The organism is Hyphomonadaceae bacterium ML37, assembly GCA_027627685.1.
Classification (GTDB): Bacteria; Pseudomonadota; Alphaproteobacteria; order Caulobacterales; family Maricaulaceae; genus Oceanicaulis.
Map to the genome: position 1 here is coordinate 180,014 of CP091241.1, position 19,171 is coordinate 199,184.

Sequence of the window (19,171 nt, forward strand, 5' to 3'; positions counted from 1 at the left end):
CCGCCCGACACGCCGCCGCCTGCGCCGGGAGCCTTTCATGGACATTCTGCTCGACTTCGCCGCCACCTTCGCCGCCCAGCTGCAAAAGCCCACCCTCGCTTTCCTGATCGGCGGGATGGTGATCGCCGCGCTGGGCAGCCAGCTGACCATTCCCGATCCGATCTACCGCTTCATCGTCTTCATGTTGCTGATGACCATCGGGCTCAGGGCCGGCATGGAGATTCGCGAGGCCGATCTCGCCAGCATGGTGCTGCCGGGCCTGTTCGCCCTGGTGCTGGGGCTCGCGATTGTAGCTGCGGGGGCGGCGGTGCTCACGCGCCTGCCCGGTCTGAAGGCGGATGACGGCTATGCGACCGCCGGCCTGTTCGGGGCGGTGTCAGCCTCCTCGCTCGCCGCCGCCATGGTGGTGCTGGATGAGGAGGGCATCGCCTATGAAGCCTGGGCCCCGGCGCTGTATCCCTTCATGGATTTGCCGGCGCTTCTGGCGGCGATTGTTCTGGCCGGGATCGCCCGCCAGCGGCGCTCCCCCGGCGGCGCCAGGGCGGACATCAAGGCGATCGTGCTCGACAGCCTGCGCGGTTCGGCCATCTCGGCCCTGCTGCTGGGCATGGCGCTGGGCCTGATCACACAGCCCGCCGGCGTGGTGGAAGACTTCTACGACCCGATGTTCCGCGGTCTACTGTCCATCCTGATGCTGATCCTGGGCATGGAGGCCTGGGCGCGCCTGTCAGAGCTGGCGAAGGTCGCCCACTGGTACGCCCTCTACGCCTCCATCTCCCCGATCATTCACGGGCTGGCGGCCTTCGCGCTCGGCTATGTGGCGCATGTGGCCACGGGCTTCTCGCCTGGCGGGGTGGTGCTGCTGGCGGTGATGGCGGGCTCCAGCTCGGATATTTCCGGCCCGCCGACCTTGCGCGCGGGCATACCCGGCGCCAATCCGTCCGCCTATATCGGGGCCTCCACCAGCATCGGCACGCCGGTGGCGATCGCCGTGGGCATCTCGCTCTATGTCGCCCTCGCCCAGCTTGTCTTCGATCTCTAGCGTCAGGAGACCGCCATGACCGCGTTTCACAAGGCCACCAAGATCATCCTGGTCGTCGAGCGCCTGTTGCGCGACCGGGTCATCGCCATCATCGAGGCGGAGGGCGCCAAGGGCTACACCGTCACTGAAGGCGCCGGCAAAGGCGAGCATGGCCTGCACGGGACGGACCGGCCAGGCATCGCCCCCGGCTTCAACATCGTGCGCATCGAAGTGATCGTGGCCAGCCGCGACGCCGCCGAGCGCATCGCGCGCACCACGGCGCAGCGCTATTTCACCGACTATTCCGGTATCGTCTACATGAACGAGGTTGAAGTCCTGCGCCCGGAAAAATTCTAGGCGCCGCGACGAGGGTGGTCCGGGCGGCGATTCCGGGTCAGTCTGTGTCCCCGCCCGCAAGCGCCCCGCCGCCGCTTCAAGGAGCCGACCCATGAGCCATTCGCCCTTCCCGCTGGATTTCGCCGCCCTGATACCGGATACGCGCCCGCGCCGCTGGCTGGTTCTGCCGCCCGGCTTCGTCAGCGCGGCCGAGCCCGACGCCGTGAGCCCGGTCTTCACCTGCACGCCGCAGGCCCTACTCTCCGCGGTGGACGCCATTGCGCTGGGGGAGGAGCGCACCGTGCGCATGCGCGATGGCGGGGGTCAGGCCGAATATGTCCAGCGTTCCAAAGTGTTCAAATTTCCCGACCGCATCACGGTTCAGGCCGTGGCGGCGGGCGAGGGCGCGGCGCTGGCGGCGTATTCGCGGGCGGAAGTCGGGCGCTACGACTTCAAGGTCAATCAGCGCCGGCTGGAGCGCTGGATCGCGGCGCTGCAGGACCGGCTCTGAGCGCGCCGCCTGACGCAGTCAGGCCGGATCACGCTCTCCCGCGTTCGCCCACGGGTCGATCACATCAACTCCGCACCCTTCGAAATCGGCAACGTTCCGAGTCGCCATCGCGGCGCCGTGGGCGCGAGCCGTGGCGGCGATCTGGCAGTCGGGGAAGCTGATGGGCCGGCCCGCGTTGCGGCGGTCCGAATAGATGGCCGCGAAGGCCATGGCGGCGGCGCTGTCGAAGGGCAGGATGTGGCCCGCGAAATCCTCCGCGATCATCGCGTCTATCCCGGCGATCAGCCGGTCGCGGCGCTTGCCACCGGGCAGGATCGCCGCGCCGCGCCGCAACTCGGCCTCGCTCACGGCGCTCATGTGCAGCGCCATGGCATTCTGGTTGCCGAACCATGCCAGCACCTCGGGTGCTGGGTTCGCACGCATCAGTTCCGAAATGACATTGGTGTCGATCAAGATCATTGCAGCCGCCTCAGTCGAACCGCGGCGGCTCGGGCATCGGCTCACGTGGCGGCAGGTCCAGGTCTACCCCGCCCAGTGCAGCAAACCGGCGGTGAATGGCCTCGCCAAGATTCGCTGGCCCGGCTGGCTTCCCGATGGCCTGGCGCAGGATCTCCCGCGCTTCTTCCTCCATTGACCGGCCATGCTCGGCCGCGCGGGTGCGCAAGCGGCGTTTCAGCCCGTCGTCAAGGTTGCGAATCGTGATGCTGGCCACGGGGTCCTCCATCGGGGCGAGCGAAGATTAGGCATTGATTGCAACGCTATCAAGCTGGCTTGGAGGAGGCGCTTTGACTTCAAGGTCAATCAGCGCCGGCTGGAGCGCTGGATCGCGGCGCTTCAGGAACGTCTAGCCTGACGGCAGGGCGAAATACAAAAGATCCAGCGCCGGCGGCTCGGCCACGCCCAGCTGGCGCAGGATATGGGTCGCCTGGCCGCGATGATGGGTCTGGTGATTGAACACATGGGTCAGGATCACCTTCACCGGCAGCGCCTTGGCCTCGCTTCGCGTGTTGGCGTACTCCAGTACCCGCTCCAGATCGTCCACGCTCAGGCCGGCGATATAGCCGCTCAGGCGCTGGTCCTCGGCTTCGCGCGCCGCGCGCAGATCCTCGAACAGGGCGTAGGGCTCTTCATCCAGCCGCGCGGGCGCGTCGCCCTCGCCCGTCAGGCGGCGCAGCCAGATGCGGTCGGCCACCAGGACATGGCTCAACGTGCCGTGCAGGCTGCGGAAATACGCCTTCACATCGCGCTTGCGCTCAAAATCCTTGAGCGCCGTGGCGGCGTCATAGAGCCGGGCGTTGGCCCAGGCATTATAGGCGGCGAAACGCTTGAAGTGGTCGAGCACGCGTGAGACATCCTTCACGTCTTTGAACCGTCAGATACCGCCATACCCTATCATGACCGGTGAGGCGACAGCGCGTGCGCGCCTAACGGACCTGAAAGCGGGTCTCGACACGCTCTCCCGGGTCGCGGCCCGCGGCTGCGGCTGAGCTCGCCCGGTCAGACCGTCAGCGCCGCTTTGTGACGGCTATGCGGCAAAAATCTAACGCCATTATTGCAGTGCGGCAATTTTGCATGGCGGCTATACCGCAACCTGCCTTGAAACCGCCGGGGCACCTGCGCATATACGAAGCCGAACGGCGGTTTTCCCGTCTTTCCCTTTGTGCATACCGTCTCCTCCCCGAACGGGTATGCTAAACTGGGCCGGTCACCGCGATCCGCGGGACCGGCCCTTTTCTTTTGCGCCGGCGCTCCACCATCAGCTCAAGAAAAAGCCCCCGCAGCGTGCGCTGCAGAGGCCTTGTCCGTCTCGCAGTGGCCGCCGTTCACCCCAGCGTGGCGCGCAGCATCCAGGCGGTTTTTTCGTGGGCGGTGATGCGCGGGGCGACCAGATCGCTGGTGGCCTCGTCGCCGTGTTCCTCGGCGAGTTTCAGCGCGGCGCGCGCCGTGCGCACCACCTGTTCGTGGCCGGCCACCAGATTGGCCAGCATGGCGTTGGCGTCCGGGGTCTTGGCGTCATGCTTGATGCTGGCCGCGGCCGCCATCTCGTCATAGGAGACCGGGGCGAGCACGCCCAGCGCGCGGATGCGCTCGGCGATGTCGTCGGTGGCCGCCCACAGCTCGGTATACTGGGTCTCGAACATGGCGTGCAGATCGTGGAAGCGCGGCCCCGTCACGTTCCAGTGATAGGCGTGGGTCTTGAAATACAGCGCGTAGGTGTCGGCCAGCAGCGCCAGCACGGCTTTCGCCATGGTTTCGCGCTGGTCTTTCGACAGGCCCATATTGATGTCCATTTGCGGATGCCTCCTTCGGGTGGCTTGAATCTGATGGCTTCATAATGCCCCGCCGGCCTGTCCGGCGTCCAACTGGTTTCACCGACACGGGCCATAGGCGGGGTCTATGGCGTTAACGCGCGCCCTGACAGAAAGTTGCAATGCGTTTGCCCGCCTCTTCCAGCGCCGCGTCATCGGTGGCGTAGGACAGGCGGAAGCCCGGCGCCGCCCCGAACGCCGTGCCCGGCACCACCGCCACATGGGCTTCGGTGAGCAGCGCTTCACACACATCGAGATCGGTGTTGAGCGCCATGCCGCCCGCGCTGGTCTTGCCGATCAGGCCAGCGCAATCGGCGAAGATATAGAAGGCGCCTTCCGGCGTCGGCGCGGTCAGGCCCGGCGCGGCATCGATCTTGGCCAGCATGGAATCGCGGCGCTTTTTGAAGGCGGCGTTGCGCGGGATCAGGAAATCATGCGGCCCGTTCAGCGCCGCCACCGAGGCCCACTGGCTGACCGAGCAGGGGTTGGACGTGGTCTGGCTCATCACCTTGGCCATGGCCTTGATGAGCTTTTCCGGTCCCGCCGCATAGCCGATGCGCCAGCCGGTCATGGCATAGGCTTTCGACACGCCATTCATGGTCAGCGTGCGGTCATGGAGGTCCGGCGCGACCTGCGCGATCGTGGCGAACTGGAAGTCGTCATAAACGATGTGCTCATACATATCGTCAGTCAGAATGAGCACGTGGGGGTGGGCGCGCAGCACCTCGGCCAGGCCTTTGAGATCGTCCGCTGTATAGGCCGCGCCCGTGGGGTTGGACGGCGAGTTGAGCAGCACCCAGCGGGTGCGCGCCGTGATCGCCCGGTCCAGGGTTTCGGGCTTCAGCTTGAACCCGTCGGCGACGCCCGCTTCGGCGAACACCGGCGTGGCGCCGCACAGCGCGGCCATTTCCGGATAGCTCACCCAGTAGGGCGTGGGGATCACCACCTCGTCGCCCGCATCCAGCGTGGCGGCGAACGCGTTATAGATCACCGGCTTGCCGCCGGGCGACACATTGACCTGGGCGGGGGTGTAATCGAGCCCGTTATCGCGCTTGAACTTGGCGCAGATCGCCTGTTTCAGCGCCGGCAGCCCATCCACATCGGTGTATTTGGTTTCGCCGCGGGCGATGGCGTCGATGGCCGCCTGCTTGATATGGTCGGGCGTGTCGAAATCGGGTTCGCCCGCGCCCAGACCGATCACGTCCACGCCTTGCGCTTTCAGCTCGCGCGCCTTCTGGCTCACCGCGATGGTGGCCGAGGGCTTGACCCGTTTGAGAGCTTCAGAGACGCGCATCAGATCGGCGGCGTTCGTGTCGGGCATGGGCGTCAGGTCCTTGATGGGCCGGCGCCGGGGCGGCGCAGGCGGACGAAGAGCGTCTCGTTGGCGTGCGCGCCTTCGAGCTGGATGTGCGTTACGACAAGCCGGTACGCGGTTTCAAGGCCCGGCGGCCCCGCCGCGCCCCATCCCGGCCGCGGATCATCGCGCAGGCGGGCAAGGCCGGCCGTGTTGGACGCCATGGCTTCGCCGTGCAGGCGGTGCGCCGACAGAAAGCCGGCGATCTGGGCGAGCGCCTTTTCATGACCGAACACGCCGGTGAGCGGGGCGTCATCGCCGGGGCTGCGATAGAGATTGAAGCTGACCGCCAGCGCCAGTCGGCCGGTGATCTGCGCGTGGCCCTGTTCGACAAAAGCCTGAACCGGCGCCACCGGACCGGCGGCGCTGTCGATGGCCGCCACGGCCAGCTCCACGTCGCCGGCCTCGAGGGCGGCCAGCACCGCCTCGATGGACTCAAGCAGAATCAGCTCCGCCCCATCGGCCAGCGTCAGCGCCGCGCGATGGGTGAAACTGCCCTCTGGTCCCAGGCATGCGGCGCGCATCAGCGCTCTCCCTTGGTCTTGGAGCCCCAGTCTAGAGCGGCGCGGACGCGTCTGCATCCCGGTCCGGCGCCCGCAAATGGCCTTGATTGATCTTGAACCGGCCCCAATCCGGCCCTTGCGCCGCCCCGGCCCGGGAGAAATCTGCCTTCATCGGGTGTTCATCAGCATGAACGCGCGTTGACCGGGAGGATGAAAGATGAGCCGCCACACGAATGGAACCCGCCTGACCGGCGTCCTGCTCGCCGGGCTCTGCTTCATCGCCGCCGCCTGGGTTTTCCATGCCGGCCCGCGCCAGTCCGGCGCCCTGTTCGTCAGCGCCGAGCCGGTGGCGCAGCGCTGAGCGGTCAGCCAGGGTCAAATCTCACTGTGAATTTAATTGAAGCGGGCGCGCGCCTCGGCCATGTCTGGTCGCTGTGAGCGAAAATCCCCCTACAGCCCGCCCGCCTGCCGGGCCGGGGCCTTCGGACTGGCGCGCTGCCGCCCGAACCCCGCGCGCGGCGGGCCTGGCCGGCGCGGGTGCGCTCCACCTGTTGGCACTGGCCGGATTGATCGCCCTGCCCCCCGTCGTGCGCCCGCCCGAGCCCGCGCCCGCCGCGTCAGGCCCGGGTGCCTTCTACGTGTTCGTCGCCGACGGCGCCCAGAGCGACGCGCCGCTCTTCGAGCCGCCCCTGTCCGATGACGCCGGTCCGGACGGAATGCCAGGCGGCGGCGAGGGCGAGGGCGCCGGTCAGGGTTCGGGCGATGGCGATGCGGGCGCGGGTGACGCCAGCGAGACGGCTGAGGCGAATTCACAGTCTGACCTCGACTCCGAGCCGGTCGAGGCGCCCGAAATCGAGGCCGAGACGCCGTCTGCGCCATCCGATCCCGTTGATGACCCCGAAACCCGGCCTCATGACTCCGAAACCGCGCCGCTTGACTCCGAAGGCGTGGTCCTTGAACGCGCGCAAAGCGGGGACAGGCCTGTGGACAGCGCCGCGCCCCGGCCCGCGCCCTCCAGGCCGGATAGCGCGCAATCTGTCCCCGCCCCGGCGCCCGATCCGGCCGACACGGACGCCCCGGTGGCGACGCTTCAGCCTGAACGCACCGAGCCGGGCGCTGCAGGCGAACCTGAACTGGATATCGACGCCCTGATGTCGCGGATGGCGATCACGCTGGACCCGGATGATTACCGCATGATCCAGGGCGCAGTGGCCTCGCGCCTTGTGGTGCGCGATTCCTTCTGCCTGTCGTCCTCAGACGCCAATCGGGAGGCCGGCGACTGCCCCGAACATGGCCCGGCGGGCGAAATTGATCTGGCGCGCTTTGGACTTACTGGTTTCGGCGCCACCCCGCCGCGCTTCCTGGAAGACATGAGCCGGCTGGAGTTCGAACTGGCCCAGCTGGGGGCCGGCGGCAGCCAGATCCGGCGCATCCTGACCGAGCTGGCCGCCGCCCGACGCGCCGTCATCGAGCAGCCCGCTATCACGCGCGAAATGGACCGGATCGCCGGCGACCGCACGGATGCCCAGGGTTTCCGCGCCCCGATCACGCCGCAGCGGGCACGCGATCCGTCAGGCGAGCCCTAAAGCTTGCTTTTTCGCATTTTCGAACCGCTAAACCGGTTCCCGCTTTCGCTGAAAATGCTCTAGCCAGCCTGCAATTTCTTGAAGAATTCAAACACCTTGCCATAGGGCGGGAAGACCAGGCGGCTGGGATGCCAGACCGGCGCTTCGAACACGGCGCGCTCATGGGTGAAGGTCAGGAATCCCGTTTCGCCGTGATAGGCGCCCTGACCCGATGCGCCGACGCCGCCAAAGGGCATATCCTCCACCGACAGATGCAGCATGGGCAGGTTCACACCTGCCCCGCCAGACATCGTTCGGGCCAGAAAATCGCGCGCCGTGGCGTTCGATTTTGAATACACATACAGCGCCAGCGGCCGGTCACGCTCGTTGATGAAGCGGGCCGCATCCGCCAGTCCGTCATGGCCCAGCACGGGCAGGACGGGGCCGAAAATCTCCTCACGCATCAGGGCGCTGTCCAGCGGCGGGTCGATCACCACGGTGGGCGGGAAAATGCGCGTGTTGCCCGCCTTGGCCGCATCGAAGTCCGCCTGAATCACCTGCGCCCCGGCCTGTCTGGCTTCCTCCACCATATCGGTCAGGCGCGCGTGATGCTTTTCGGAGATGATGGCCGTGTAGTCGCCATTGCCCGCCACATCAGGCCACATCGTATCGGCCTCGCGCATCACCGCCTCGCCAAACTCGCGCTGACCGCCGCGCGGGACGAGGGCGTAGTCCGGCGCCACGCAGGTCTGGCCGGCATTGAAATACTTGCCCCATGCGATGGTTTTGGCGGCCTGGTCCAGATCGAAATCCGGCGCGATCACGGCGGGCGATTTACCGCCCAGCTCCAGCGTCACCGGGGTGAGGTTCTCCGCCGCCGCCTTGGCCACCAGCCGCCCCACCGGGGTCGAGCCGGTATAGAAGAGATGGTCAAACGGCAGGGCGCAGAAGGCCTTGGCCACATCCGGCCCGCCCGTGATCACCGCGACATGATCTTCGTTGAAAAGCTCAGACAGGGTCTCGTGGAGCAGCTCAGCGGTGCGGGGCGTGAATTCGCTGGGCTTGATCATGGCCCGGCAGCCCGCCGCCAGCGCCGCCACCAGCGGCGCCAAAGCCAGCTGCATGGAGTAATTCCAGGGCGAGACGATCCCGGCCACGCCCTTGGGCTCGCGCCGCACATAGGCCTTGCCCGGCGCCAGCGTCATGGGCACGGGCTTGCGCCGCGCCGCCGCCCAATGGCTGAGATGCTGGCGCGCATGCTTGGCGCTGGCGATGACAAAGCCGGCCTCGCCGATGGCGGTCTCGGCCCTGGAGCGGCGGCCGAAATCGGCGTCGATGGCGTCGGCGAAATCCTCGCCGCGCGCCTTGACCATGGCTTCCAGCTTTTTCAGGTCGGATTTGCGTTCGCCCACCGGGCGGTGGCGCTCGGCCTCGAAGGCGGCCTTCTGGGCTTTGAGAAGGGCGTTCATACGCGCAATGGCTGCGGTGTCGCTCATGGGTGTGGTCCCTTGTTTCAGCTGTGATCGGCCAGGATCATGTCGGCGGCGCGGGTGGCGATCATCATGGTGGGCGCATTGGTGTTGCCGCCCACCACGCGCGGCATGACAGACGCATCCACCACGCGCAGGCCGTCTACCCCGCGCACCCGGCACCGGGCGTCGGTGACGGCCAGCTCGCCATTCCCCATCGCGCAGGTGGAGGTGGGATGGTAGAGCGTTTCGGCGTTCGCCCGCACATGATCGAGCAGTTCGGCACGGGTTCCTGTGCTCGAGGCGGGCAATTCCAGTTCCTTGAACTCGCCGTCAAAGGCGTCGCTCAGAAGAATGTCGCGGGCGATCTCCAGGCAATCGGTCATCACCTCCACATCCTCCTCGTGATCCATGTAGTTGGGGTCGATGAGGACGGGATCGCGCGGATCGGCGCTGGCGAGACGCAAGCTGCCCCGGCTTTGCGGATAGAGGTGGCAGGCATGCACCATCATGCCGTGCCCGGTCATGGTCTCGCGCCCGTGGGGGCTGCCGCGCGCCGGGATGAAGACCAGCTGAATATCGGGTAAATCCCTGGCCCGGCTCGATTTCACGAACCCGCAGCCCTGCACCGGATTGATTGTAAACTTGCCTGTTCCTGTGAGCGCCCATTGCAGAACATCGCGCGCCGTGGCGGGGAATTTGCGCCAGGAATAGCCGATGGAGGTGGGCGTCTTGGTCGAGGCCCGCGCCATGATGTCGAGATGGTCCTGCAGATTGGCGCCCACGCCGGGCAGGTCCGCCTCGACCGAAATCCCTTGCTCGCGCAAATGATCCGCGGGGCCGATGCCAGACAGCATCAGTAGCTGGGGCGAATTGACCGCCCCGCCCGACGCGATGACCTCGCGCCGCGCGCTCAGGGTCTGGATGTCGCCATCCGCCTCGATCTGCAGTCCGGCGGCGCGGCCGTTCTCGATCAATATGCGCCGCGCCAGCGCGCCGGTAATCACGGTCAGATTGGGCCGGCCCAGCACAGGTTTGAGGAAGGCGTCCGCCGCCGAGCAGCGCTTGGCGCCTTTCTGCGTCACTTGATAGGGGCCGAAGCCTTCTTGCGCCGCGCCGTTATGGTCGGGATTTTCAGGCAGTTGACGCTGGCGGCAGGCCTCGAAATAGCGCTGGGTCAACGGGTTGAGCGGGGCGATGGTCTTGACGTTCAGCGGTCCGCCCTGACCGTGCCAGGGCTCGCCATGGTTTTCGTTGTGCTCGACGCGCTTGAACGCTTCCAGCACCGCCTCGCGGCCCCAGCCGTCCGCGCCGTAAACCCGCTCCCATTCGTCGTAATTCTCCAGGGCGCCGCGCATATAGTGCATGGCGTTGATGGACGAGGACCCGCCGAGCGCCTTGCCGCGCGGCCAGTAGAGCTTGCGGCCATTCAGCTGGCGCTGGGGCTGCGTCCAGTAGTTCCAGTTGATGGATTCTTCCGTGATCGCGAACTGCAGCAGCATCGGCGTCTGGACGATCGCCTTTTTGTCGCTGCCGCCCGCCTCGATGAGGCAGACCGTGACCGAGGGGTCTTCAGACAGGCGATTGGCGAGCACGCATCCCGCCGATCCCGCTCCGGCGATGATGTAGTCATACACCGCGCTCACGGCTCGATCCCGCCGTCGCCCTCGTCATCCAGGGACGCAAGATCGGTCTGAGGCGCCAGCGGCGAGACATGCTCCGCGATCGCCCGCAGCACAGCGGCGGACTCAAAATAGCGCTGCGCGAAACCCGGATCGCCGGCGTTCAGGGCGATGACCACGCCGCGCCGCCGGTCGACCCAGATATACTGGCCGAATACGCCCGCCGCATAGAACTCCCCGTCATAGTCTTCCGGGACCCAGACATGCAGGCCATAGCCGCGGCCTGGATAGGGCGTCGCGCCCGGCTCCTGAAACGGCGCGTTGGGCCGGCTCGCCATCTCCACAAAGCCCTCAGGCAAAAGGCGATTTTCGTCCCACACCCCGTTCTGCAACAGGAACTGGCCGAAGCGGGCATAATCCTCGCTGGTGGCCTGCAGGCAGCAATAACCAATGGGCACGCCGCGATCCCCGGCCAGGTTCTGCAGCCAGCTCGCCTCACCCGTCATGCCCAGCGGCGCCCACAGTTCGCGCTCCACAATCTCAGCCAGCGGCGCGTCATACACCGCGCGCACCACCGCCGAGAGCACGTGGGAGTTCGGGCTGACATAGTGATTGTCCTCGCCGGGCGCGCGATTGCTGGCGATCTCGCCCACCATCGCATCCACATTGCGCCCCAGAATAAAGGCGTTGAAGAAAAGCGGGCGCACATCAGAGGGCCGCTCGGGCGAGTATTCCTCGTTGAAATCCACTCCTGCCGACATCATCAGCAAATGGCGCAGGCTCACCGCGCCATAATCGGTTCCGGCGAACTGCGGCGCATACTGGCCAGCCGGATCATCCAGACTGTCGATCAGCCCGTCCTCCATCGCCTTGGCGATGAGCACGGCGATGACCGTCTTGGCCACCGACCAGGAGGTGAAGCGCGTGCTGGAATCTGCGCCCAGACGAAACTCCTGCGCTGTGACGACCCCGTCGCGCAGGACCGTCAGGCCGATGACGTCCGCCTCTTCGAAGTAAGTTTCGAGGGCCTTCTCCTCGCCCATCCACTCATAGGACAGCGCCAATGGCGCGACCGCGCGGGGCAAGGGCGCAGGCGTTGCCGCCGCAATGGGGCGAGAGGGCAGGATGGAGTCCAAGCGCTGGAAGGTCTGCGGATAGGCGTCCGGATTGTCCATGGCCCGAATGCTCGCGGGCGAATAGGGCGACCAGGGCCGGTAATACCAGCCGGCGCCGGCGATGGCGGCGGCCAGCACCAGCGCCAGCGCGCCGATCAGGATCCGTTTGAGCATAAGTATCCTCCCCCTTGCGCCCGCCTTGTGCTGGCGAGTCGTGCGGCGCGGAAGTGAACACCTTTCACGAAAGAAACACCAGTCAGTCCTGGCGCGCAGCTTATTCGCTGAGGCGCACCCGGAGGATAGCCCCGTCCGCGGCATCGGTCAGAACCCATAGCGCGCCGTCCGGCCCGCTCAATACGTGGCGCAGCCGCTCGCCGCGCTCGGCCAGCAGCCGGGTTTCGCGCACCACCGCGCCATCGCCATCAATTTCCAGCCGGTGCAGGGCCTGCCCGGCCAGCGCGGTGACGTAGAGATCGCCCTCATGCAGGGCGAGGCCGGAGGGCGCGATGGAAGGCGTCCAGACATGAGCCGGCGCCGGATAGTCCGGCAGGCTGCTGTAAGGGCTGATGAGCGCGCCGGTATAGTCGAGGCCCTGGCTGACGATGGGCCAGCCATAATTGACGCCCGGCTCGACGAGGTTGAGTTCATCGCCGCCCTGCGGTCCGTGCTCGTGCGACCAGAGCCGGCCCGTTTCCGGGTCATGGGCGACGCCCTGCACATTGCGGTGGCCATAGCTGTAGACGAAGGATGCCGGTCCGCCGTCTGCGAAGAAGGGATTGTCGGACGGCGCCGATCCACCGGGGCCCAAGCGCACGATCACGCCCAGATGATCATCACGGACCTGCGCCTGTTCGCGATAGGCGAAGCCGTCGCCCAGGGTCAGGATTACGCTGGCGTCGGGCAGGAAGGTTATGCGCCCGCCATAGTGATGCTCGGTAGACCGGTCCGGGACCGCGCGGAATATTGTCTCGCCTTCGACAAGGGCCGTCCCGTCGAACCGGGCGCGATAGAGCGCGGGATGGTTGGCGGCGCCGGTCCCAGCCGAATAACTGAGATAGACCAGGCCGCTCTCATCGAAATCCGGCGCCAGCGCGATATCCAGCAGCCCGCCCTGTCCGCCGACGAATACATCGTCCGGTCCGCCTGACACGGGTTCAGCGGCAATAGATCCATCCGGAGCAACCAGCCGCACCGCGCCATTGCGCTCGGTCACCAGAAGGCCTCCGCCGGGCAGAAAGGCGAGCCCCCAGGGGAAATTCAGGCCTTGAGCGAAGACCTCAACCTGATAGCGGGCCGGGTCTGCATCCGGCGCCGGGGCCGCAGCGGGCTGGGAGCAGGCGCCCGCAATCAGGGCCAGTGCGACCGCCGTCAGGGCGCAGGACAATCTGTTCATGGCGGGCCTCCCGGATCTTCGAGCACGTCAGGCGCACGTTCAGCGCGCCAACGCATTCCGTTTTCGCGTCATCTGGTCCAACATAGACCGGTGGAGCCGGGCGCGCACCTGCCGTTCGCGCCGATTTTCGGGGAGACTGTCGTCATGGGCGTCATCCGCATCGCCGCCGCCTGGCTGGCCGCTGTTGTCTTCATGGCGCTGGCGGGAACCGCCGCCCAGACCGGCTTCGTGCTCGCCGCGCTGGCAGATATCGGCGCCCCGGTCACCAGCGGCGACGCGCTGGGCATGATCGCGGCTGACATCGCGGGTCTTGCGCCGATCTATGGCGCGCTCATCGCCATCGCCTTCGCCATCGCCTTTCTGGCGGGCGGGCTGGTCGTCCGCTTCACGCCCTTGCCGCGCCTGCTGGTCTATGGCGGCGCCGGGCTGATCGCCATGGGCGTCATGCTGGCGGCCATGGAGCCGGTCTTCTTCGGGATTCAACCCATCGCCGGCGCCCGCAGCCTGGCCGGTCAGGCCGCCCAGGCGGCGCTGGGCGGTCTGGCCGGATTGATCTACGCGGCGCTGGCTCGGAAGCGATAGGCCTGCCCTGCGTCAAGGTTAACGCCTGCCGGTGGAGTGCGTGCAGGCTGTGGCCTTTGCGCCACGGTCGCGCCGGGGCGCGCATGGATAAAGGCGCTCGCGCAAGATGAGCGCATGACAATGGTGTAAAGCCTGCTTAGGATTTGTGATGTACGGGAGAACAGCCGGTTCACGGTTGCCCCGGCGCCATCATCAGGGGGAGGAAGCCCGACATGAATCGATTCACCAAAGCGGGCGTGCTTGGCGCGACCGCGCTGGCCGCTGGCCTCGTCACCACCGCCGCTCAGGCGCAGGTCGATGTCATCACCGTGACAGCCCAGAAGCGCGAGCAGACCCTGCAGGAAGTGCCTGTCGCGGTCGCCGTGGTCACAGGCGAAACCATTGAAGTGGCGCAGGTCCGCGATGCGCGCGATCTGCAATTCCTGGTGCCGTCTCTCGAAGTCGGTCAGGCCGCCTCCTCGACCAACCAGACCTTCACCATCCGCTCACTGGGCACCGATACGTTCAACCCGGGTCTCGAGGCGTCGGTGGGCGTGTTCGTCGACGGCGTGTTCATGGCGCGCCAGGGCGCCGCGATCAACGACTTCCTCTCGCTGGAGCGGATCGAAGTGCTGCGCGGCCCGCAGTCGACCCTGTTCGGCCGCAACACGCCCGCCGGCGTGATCAGCTTCGTCTCCCGCGCCCCGGAATTTGAGTTCGGCGGCCAGGGCGAGGTGACCTTCGGCAATTATGAAGGCCGCATCCTGCGCGCCACCGTCACCGGCCCGCTGGTCGAGGATCGTCTGGCGTTCCGCATCGACGGCAACCGCAATACGCGCGGCGGCTTTGTCGATAATGTCACCGACGGGCGTGAACTCAACGACCGGGACCGCTGGAGCGCCCGCGCCCAGCTGCTCTGGGAAGTGTCCGACAATACACAGGTGCGTTTCATCGGGGACTATTCGGAAATTGACGAGCAGTGCTGCGCGGCGCCGTTCTCCTTCTACGCTCCGGCCTCGCTGGGCGCGATTCCGGCTCTGGGCGGGACGCTCCTGCCGCCCGATCCGTTCAACTATCAGATCGCGATCGACAACGACGTGTTCACGCAGAACCGCAATAGCGGCGTGTCGGCGCAGATCGATCACCAGTTCGAGGGCTTCACCCTCACCTCGATCACGGCGTTCCGGAACTATTTCGAACACCAGAACATCGACGCGGACTTCACCGACCTCGATCTGGCCGGCGACCGTCTGATCACCCAGCGCTACGACACCTTCACCCAGGAAATCCGCCTGACGTCTGATGGCGGCGGGCAGTTCGACTGGCTGGCGGGCGCATTCTACTATGACAACACGCTGCGCCATAACAACCAGACGCCGTACGGGTCGCAGCTGCGTCCCTTCGCGGACGCTCTGACCGGCGGCGGCATCACCGCGGTGGAAGCGCTTGTGGGCGCGCCTCCGGGCCTGTTCCTGGCCCAGGGCCAGGGCCTGCGCGAAGAGGACTATGTGTACAACACCACCTCCTGGTCGGTGTTCGGTCAGGTCGACTACCACGTCACCGACCGGTTCACCGTCACGGGCGGCCTGCGCTATACCCGCGAGACGAAGGACATCGTCGCCAATATCGATATTTTCGATCCGTGGTCCTCGATCAACCTGGTCGGTCTGGGCGAGCAGGTGATCTTCGCCCAGGCGTTCCAGACCCAGACCGGTCTGGCGCCGACCCCGGCCAACATCGCCTTCTTCGCCGCCAACTTCCCGGCCCAGTTCGCCGCGATCCAGGCCTTCGCCGCCGCCGGTTCCACCGATCCGGCCGTCAACCCGTTCCTGGCTCTGACGCCGCTGCAGTTCAACCCGCCGGCGCCGGGCTTCACCGATGACCGCACCGAGGACAACATCTCGGGCAATCTGATCCTCGCCTATCAGCTGAGCGACAACACCAATGTCTACGCCAGCTATTCGCGCGGCTTCAAGGCGGGCGGATTCAACGTCTCGGCCAACGCGGCGCTGACGGGCGTGTTCGAGTTCGAGCCGGAAATCTCGACGTCGATCGAAATCGGCGCCAAGGCGCTCGTCTTCAACAACACGACCCAGGTCAATGTTGCGCTGTTCCGGCAGACCCTGGAAGACTTCCAGGCGAACATCTTCACTGGCTCGGGCTTCGGCCTGCAAAACGCGGGTGAAGTGCAGCTGACCGGCCTGGAATTCGAGTTCATCTCGCGTCCCACCGATCGACTGTCCCTGTCGGGTGGCTTCACCTACATGTTCGAGTCGGTGTTCAATTCCTTCGACTCCAACGCTTGCTATCCGTCCCAGACTGTTGTCGCGGGCATCTTCCCGTCGCCGGCCGACGTGCCGCCTGGCCAGTGCGGCCGCTCGCTGAACGCCGTGACCGGCCTGCCTGTAACGACGCAGAACTCGTCCGGTCAGGATCGCCAGACGCCTGAGCTGACGGCGGTGCTGAGCGCCATGTACACCCAGCCGCTCAGCGACACGCTGGAAGGCTTCGTGCGGGCTGACTACTCCTACACGAGCGAGCGCACCCTTGCGGGCAACTTCAACCCGCAGCGCGCGGTCGGCGCGGTGGACCTGGTCAACGCCTCGGTGGGCTTCGGCGCCACCGACGGGGCCTGGCAGATGCAGTTCTGGGTCCGCAACGTGCTCGAGGAAGAGTATCAGCAGGGCAATTTCGAATCGGTGGGCCAGCCCGGCTCGATCAACGTCTATCCGGGCGACCCGCGCACCTACGGCCTGACCCTGCGCGCCCGCTTCTAGGCGGCGTCAGGCGCAAGCCTGCCATCAGCGGCGCCGGGCACCTGCCCGGCGCCGCTTTTCTTTTGGGGCTCGGCCCGGTACCACGGCCTCGACACCAATGATGGAGACTGACATGCGCCCTGATGGCCGCCAGCCCGACGCCCTGCGTCCGATCCGGTTCGAAATGGGCTTCAGCCCCTATGCCGAAGGCTCCTGCCTGGTGAAGATGGGCGACACCCATGTGCTGTGCACCGCCAGCGTGGACGAGGCGACCCCGCCCTGGCTGCGCGGGCAGGGGCGCGGCTGGGTGACGGCGGAGTACTCCATGCTGCCACGCGCCACCCATCAGCGCACCCGGCGCGAGGTCAATTCCGGCAAGCCGTCGGGCCGCACCCAGGAGATACAGCGCCTGATCGGCCGTTCCTTACGCGCCTGCATCGACCTCAAGGCGCTGGGCGAGCGCCAGATTCTCATCGACTGCGACGTGCTCCAGGCCGATGGCGGCACGCGCACGGCCTCGGTCACCGGCGCCTGGCTGGCGCTGAAATCGGCCTGCCTCTGGCTGGTGGAGGAGGGCGTGATCAAGACCGACCCCGTCCACGCCCAGCTCGCCGCCGTCTCCGCAGGCATCATCGCGGGCGAACCGCGCCTCGATCTGGAATACGAGGAAGACCGCGTCGCCGAAACCGACGCCAATTTCGTCCTCACCTCGGCGGGCGGCGTGGTGGAGGTGCAGGCTACAGCCGAAGACCGGCCCATGAGTCAGGCGGAGTTTGACGCCCTGTTCTCGCTCGCCCGTCACGGCGTCACAGCGCTGTGCGCGGCGCAAAGCGAGGCCCTGAAGGGCTAAGCGCGGGTCGGGCGGATCGCCATAGCGGCGCTCTATCGCCCCGATCCTTATTATTCATGGGCCCATAGGGCGTCTGCGCTTGTTCTGGCCGCAATTGCGATCCATTCTCATTTCTCACAGAGAAGAGAGGTTTGCCATGACCGCCCTTGCCCGCGCCCTGTTTCACACGCCTGAGCCCGTCCGCTTTCCGGCTGTGCCGCGGGGCCTGCTCAAGACCTTGAGCTATGGCCTGACCCACATGGTCGTGGCGATGGCGGTGGTGTTTGCGCTGACCCGCGACTGGCGCGCCGCGCTGGCGGTAGGGCTGATCGAGCCGGTGGTCCAGACATTCGCCTATGTGCTGAACGAGCGCGTCTGGGCGCGGACGGAGCGTCAGGGTGGCGTCCCTCAGGGCAAAGACGGGTCTGTCCCGTTTGGCGCATCCTCCGGCGCGTCGCACCACGGCCCGCGCTGACGGAAGGGCACGGCCAGACCCGCCGCCATCAGATCGTCTGACAGATCCGCCCCGTCCCCGGCGCGCACCAGGCGGGCCACCACCCGGCCCCAGAAACTGTCCGGTCCGATCTCGGTGAGCATGACCGGCGCAAACCCCTCGCCATCCGGCGCGGTCAGCCAGGCGCGCGTGAATTCAGTGGCCTCATGCCCTCTCGCCCGCTCAGCCTCGCACGCGACGCGGCGCACTTCCGGCGCATCGGCGCCGCGCAGGCGCACGCGGATCTCCACATACTGACCGGGCCAGGTATGAGCGCGCACGCCCACCGTATCCCCATCCACAATATGCAGAATCTCCGCCGGCACCGGCCCGGGGATGTCCTGCGCCACTGCGGGTTGCGCCCAATACAAAGCGCACGCAAATAGGGAAAGAACTGCTCTCATGAGCCGAATATAGGAAAATTTTCAAAAGCAGGGAAGCCGAATATCGTCCGGCCCGCGCCGCCTCTGAACCACTGCCGCTTAACGCCGCCGCTTCGGCGGTCCCGCGTCCGGCGCCGGCGTGAACGGCTTCACTTTCAGCTTGGTCTTGTGATCAGCCGGACCCTTGGAGCCGTCGGGCAGGAGGCCGCGGAAATAGCCTTTCTGCCATTTCTCCTCAGCCGCCTGGGGATCATGGGTTTTCAGCCGTTTCATGAAATCGGTGCGGCTCTCGCGCCAGATATCCATCTGCGCCGATGTCTTGGGATCGGCATGGACGCTGCGCAATTCCGGCTGCACGCGCTCGAACAGATCGCGGCGCACCGGAAACAGGTGCGCGACGGCCTCGCCGGCCTCGAACCGAACCTCGCCGGGCCGGGTGAAGCGCCAGTTCATGGTGAAGGTGTAGGGGCTCCAGTCGGTTTCGATCACGCCGGTCAGCGGCGAGATTCCGTCCTTGGGCTGGTTGACGGGGCCCTGGACCCAGATATTCCAGCCCGGCGGGGTGCGCAGCAGGAATCCCATCTCGAAGGTCAGGATGCCGGACCCGAAATTGGCCATGGCCGAGCCGGACCGCCCCATGGACAGCGGCTGGTCCAGCAGAACCTCGACATCCTCGACCCGCACGCCGCCATTCCAGCGCGCTCTCAGGCCGTGAGGCGCAAACACCTCCCAGCCATGCTGGTTGGCCACCACCAGCGGCAGGCAGCGATAGGCGAAGCCTTCCGGCGTGTCGTCCATCCACTGGCGCTTCTGTGAGGCGGGGCGGATAGGCGGGGCGTCGCCCGAAAGGGGATGGCAGATGAGCTTCATGGGCCGCACTTGACGCCAAGCCGCGCGCGCTTTCAAGGGTGCGCCCTGCGCTCTCGCATTTTCGCCGCGTTTGGACTATAC

21 protein-coding genes are annotated in these 19,171 nt (G+C 66.6%); 9 read left to right on the plus strand and 12 right to left on the minus strand.

The window, feature by feature from the left end:
* Positions 1–37: 37 nt before the first annotated feature.
* The 3 genes from L2D01_00950 (at position 38) to L2D01_00960 (ending at position 1,868) form a co-directional block, all read left to right on the plus strand.
* Entirely contained in the window at positions 38–1,042 is a 1,005-nt protein-coding gene (locus tag L2D01_00950; GenBank protein WBQ10353.1) for a sodium-dependent bicarbonate transport family permease, read from the plus strand.
* 15 nt (positions 1,043–1,057) lie between these two features.
* Positions 1,058–1,378, plus strand: a complete 321-nt coding sequence (locus L2D01_00955) for a hypothetical protein (protein WBQ10354.1) — start codon at positions 1,058–1,060, stop codon at positions 1,376–1,378.
* 91 nt (positions 1,379–1,469) lie between these two features.
* A complete protein-coding gene (locus tag L2D01_00960; GenBank protein WBQ10355.1) occupies positions 1,470–1,868 on the plus strand; it encodes a DUF1499 domain-containing protein in 399 nt (132 codons plus the stop codon).
* 18 nt (positions 1,869–1,886) lie between these two features.
* Here L2D01_00960 and L2D01_00965 read toward each other — a convergent pair whose 3' ends face one another.
* From L2D01_00965 to L2D01_00990, 6 genes are all read right to left on the minus strand, one after another.
* Positions 1,887–2,327, minus strand: a complete 441-nt coding sequence (locus L2D01_00965; GenBank protein WBQ10356.1) for a type II toxin-antitoxin system VapC family toxin — start codon at positions 2,325–2,327, stop codon at positions 1,887–1,889.
* Between the two features lie 10 nt (positions 2,328–2,337).
* A complete protein-coding gene (locus L2D01_00970; GenBank protein WBQ10357.1) occupies positions 2,338–2,580 on the minus strand; it encodes a plasmid stabilization protein in 243 nt (80 codons plus the stop codon).
* Between the two features lie 132 nt (positions 2,581–2,712).
* Positions 2,713–3,210, minus strand: a complete 498-nt coding sequence (locus L2D01_00975) for a DinB family protein (GenBank protein ID WBQ10358.1) — start codon at positions 3,208–3,210, stop codon at positions 2,713–2,715.
* A 481-nt stretch (positions 3,211–3,691) separates the two neighbouring features.
* Positions 3,692–4,159: a DNA starvation/stationary phase protection protein gene (locus L2D01_00980; GenBank protein WBQ10359.1), complete on the minus strand. Its 468-nt coding sequence runs from the start codon at positions 4,157–4,159 to the stop codon at positions 3,692–3,694.
* A gap of 112 nt (positions 4,160–4,271) precedes the next feature.
* The gene (locus tag L2D01_00985; protein WBQ10360.1) at positions 4,272–5,498 is read right to left on the minus strand and encodes a pyridoxal phosphate-dependent aminotransferase; all 1,227 of its coding nucleotides are present in this window, start codon (positions 5,496–5,498) and stop codon (positions 4,272–4,274) included.
* A 5-nt stretch (positions 5,499–5,503) separates the two neighbouring features.
* A complete protein-coding gene (locus L2D01_00990; protein WBQ10361.1) occupies positions 5,504–6,055 on the minus strand; it encodes a hypothetical protein in 552 nt (183 codons plus the stop codon).
* Between the two features lie 196 nt (positions 6,056–6,251).
* Here L2D01_00990 and L2D01_00995 point away from each other — a divergent pair, with 196 nt between their 5' ends.
* Positions 6,252–6,395 carry a hypothetical protein gene (locus tag L2D01_00995; GenBank protein WBQ10362.1) on the plus strand — a complete coding sequence of 48 codons (144 nt, stop codon included), beginning with the start codon at positions 6,252–6,254 and terminating at the stop codon, positions 6,393–6,395.
* Positions 6,396–6,468: 73 nt separating this feature from the next.
* On the plus strand, positions 6,469–7,620 hold the full coding sequence (locus tag L2D01_01000) for a hypothetical protein (GenBank protein ID WBQ10363.1): 1,152 nt from the start codon (positions 6,469–6,471) through the stop codon (positions 7,618–7,620).
* Positions 7,621–7,679: 59 nt separating this feature from the next.
* On the opposite strand, the gene L2D01_01005 is transcribed toward L2D01_01000, so the two are convergent.
* From L2D01_01005 to L2D01_01020, 4 genes are all read right to left on the minus strand, one after another.
* Positions 7,680–9,095, minus strand: coding sequence for a coniferyl aldehyde dehydrogenase (locus L2D01_01005; protein ID WBQ10364.1), 1,416 nt, complete (start codon positions 9,093–9,095; stop codon positions 7,680–7,682).
* A gap of 17 nt (positions 9,096–9,112) precedes the next feature.
* Positions 9,113–10,663: a GMC family oxidoreductase N-terminal domain-containing protein gene (locus L2D01_01010; protein WBQ11660.1), complete on the minus strand. Its 1,551-nt coding sequence runs from the start codon at positions 10,661–10,663 to the stop codon at positions 9,113–9,115.
* Between the two features lie 47 nt (positions 10,664–10,710).
* Positions 10,711–11,979, minus strand: coding sequence for a beta-lactamase family protein (locus L2D01_01015; GenBank protein ID WBQ10365.1), 1,269 nt, complete (start codon positions 11,977–11,979; stop codon positions 10,711–10,713).
* A 100-nt stretch (positions 11,980–12,079) separates the two neighbouring features.
* Positions 12,080–13,198, minus strand: a complete 1,119-nt coding sequence (locus tag L2D01_01020; GenBank protein ID WBQ10366.1) for a PQQ-dependent sugar dehydrogenase — start codon at positions 13,196–13,198, stop codon at positions 12,080–12,082.
* Between the two features lie 144 nt (positions 13,199–13,342).
* Between L2D01_01020 and L2D01_01025 the strand changes: the two genes are divergently transcribed.
* From L2D01_01025 to L2D01_01040, 4 genes are all read left to right on the plus strand, one after another.
* Entirely contained in the window at positions 13,343–13,780 is a 438-nt protein-coding gene (locus L2D01_01025; protein ID WBQ10367.1) for a hypothetical protein, read from the plus strand.
* 212 nt (positions 13,781–13,992) lie between these two features.
* Entirely contained in the window at positions 13,993–16,536 is a 2,544-nt protein-coding gene (locus L2D01_01030) for a TonB-dependent receptor (GenBank protein WBQ10368.1), read from the plus strand.
* A 112-nt stretch (positions 16,537–16,648) separates the two neighbouring features.
* On the plus strand, positions 16,649–17,365 hold the full coding sequence (gene rph / locus L2D01_01035; GenBank protein WBQ10369.1) for a ribonuclease PH: 717 nt from the start codon (positions 16,649–16,651) through the stop codon (positions 17,363–17,365).
* A 136-nt stretch (positions 17,366–17,501) separates the two neighbouring features.
* On the plus strand, positions 17,502–17,819 hold the full coding sequence (locus L2D01_01040) for a DUF2061 domain-containing protein (protein ID WBQ10370.1): 318 nt from the start codon (positions 17,502–17,504) through the stop codon (positions 17,817–17,819).
* On the opposite strand, the gene L2D01_01045 is transcribed toward L2D01_01040, so the two are convergent.
* Positions 17,753–18,187 (minus strand): hypothetical protein, encoded by a 435-nt coding sequence (locus L2D01_01045; protein WBQ10371.1) that lies wholly within the window; start codon positions 18,185–18,187, stop codon positions 17,753–17,755. The genes L2D01_01040 and L2D01_01045 overlap by 67 nt on opposite strands.
* 132 nt (positions 18,188–18,319) lie before the next feature.
* Complete coding sequence (locus tag L2D01_01050) at positions 18,320–19,090, minus strand: DUF6065 family protein (GenBank protein ID WBQ10372.1); 771 nt, start codon at positions 19,088–19,090, stop codon at positions 18,320–18,322.
* Between the last annotated feature and the right edge of the window lie 81 nt (positions 19,091–19,171).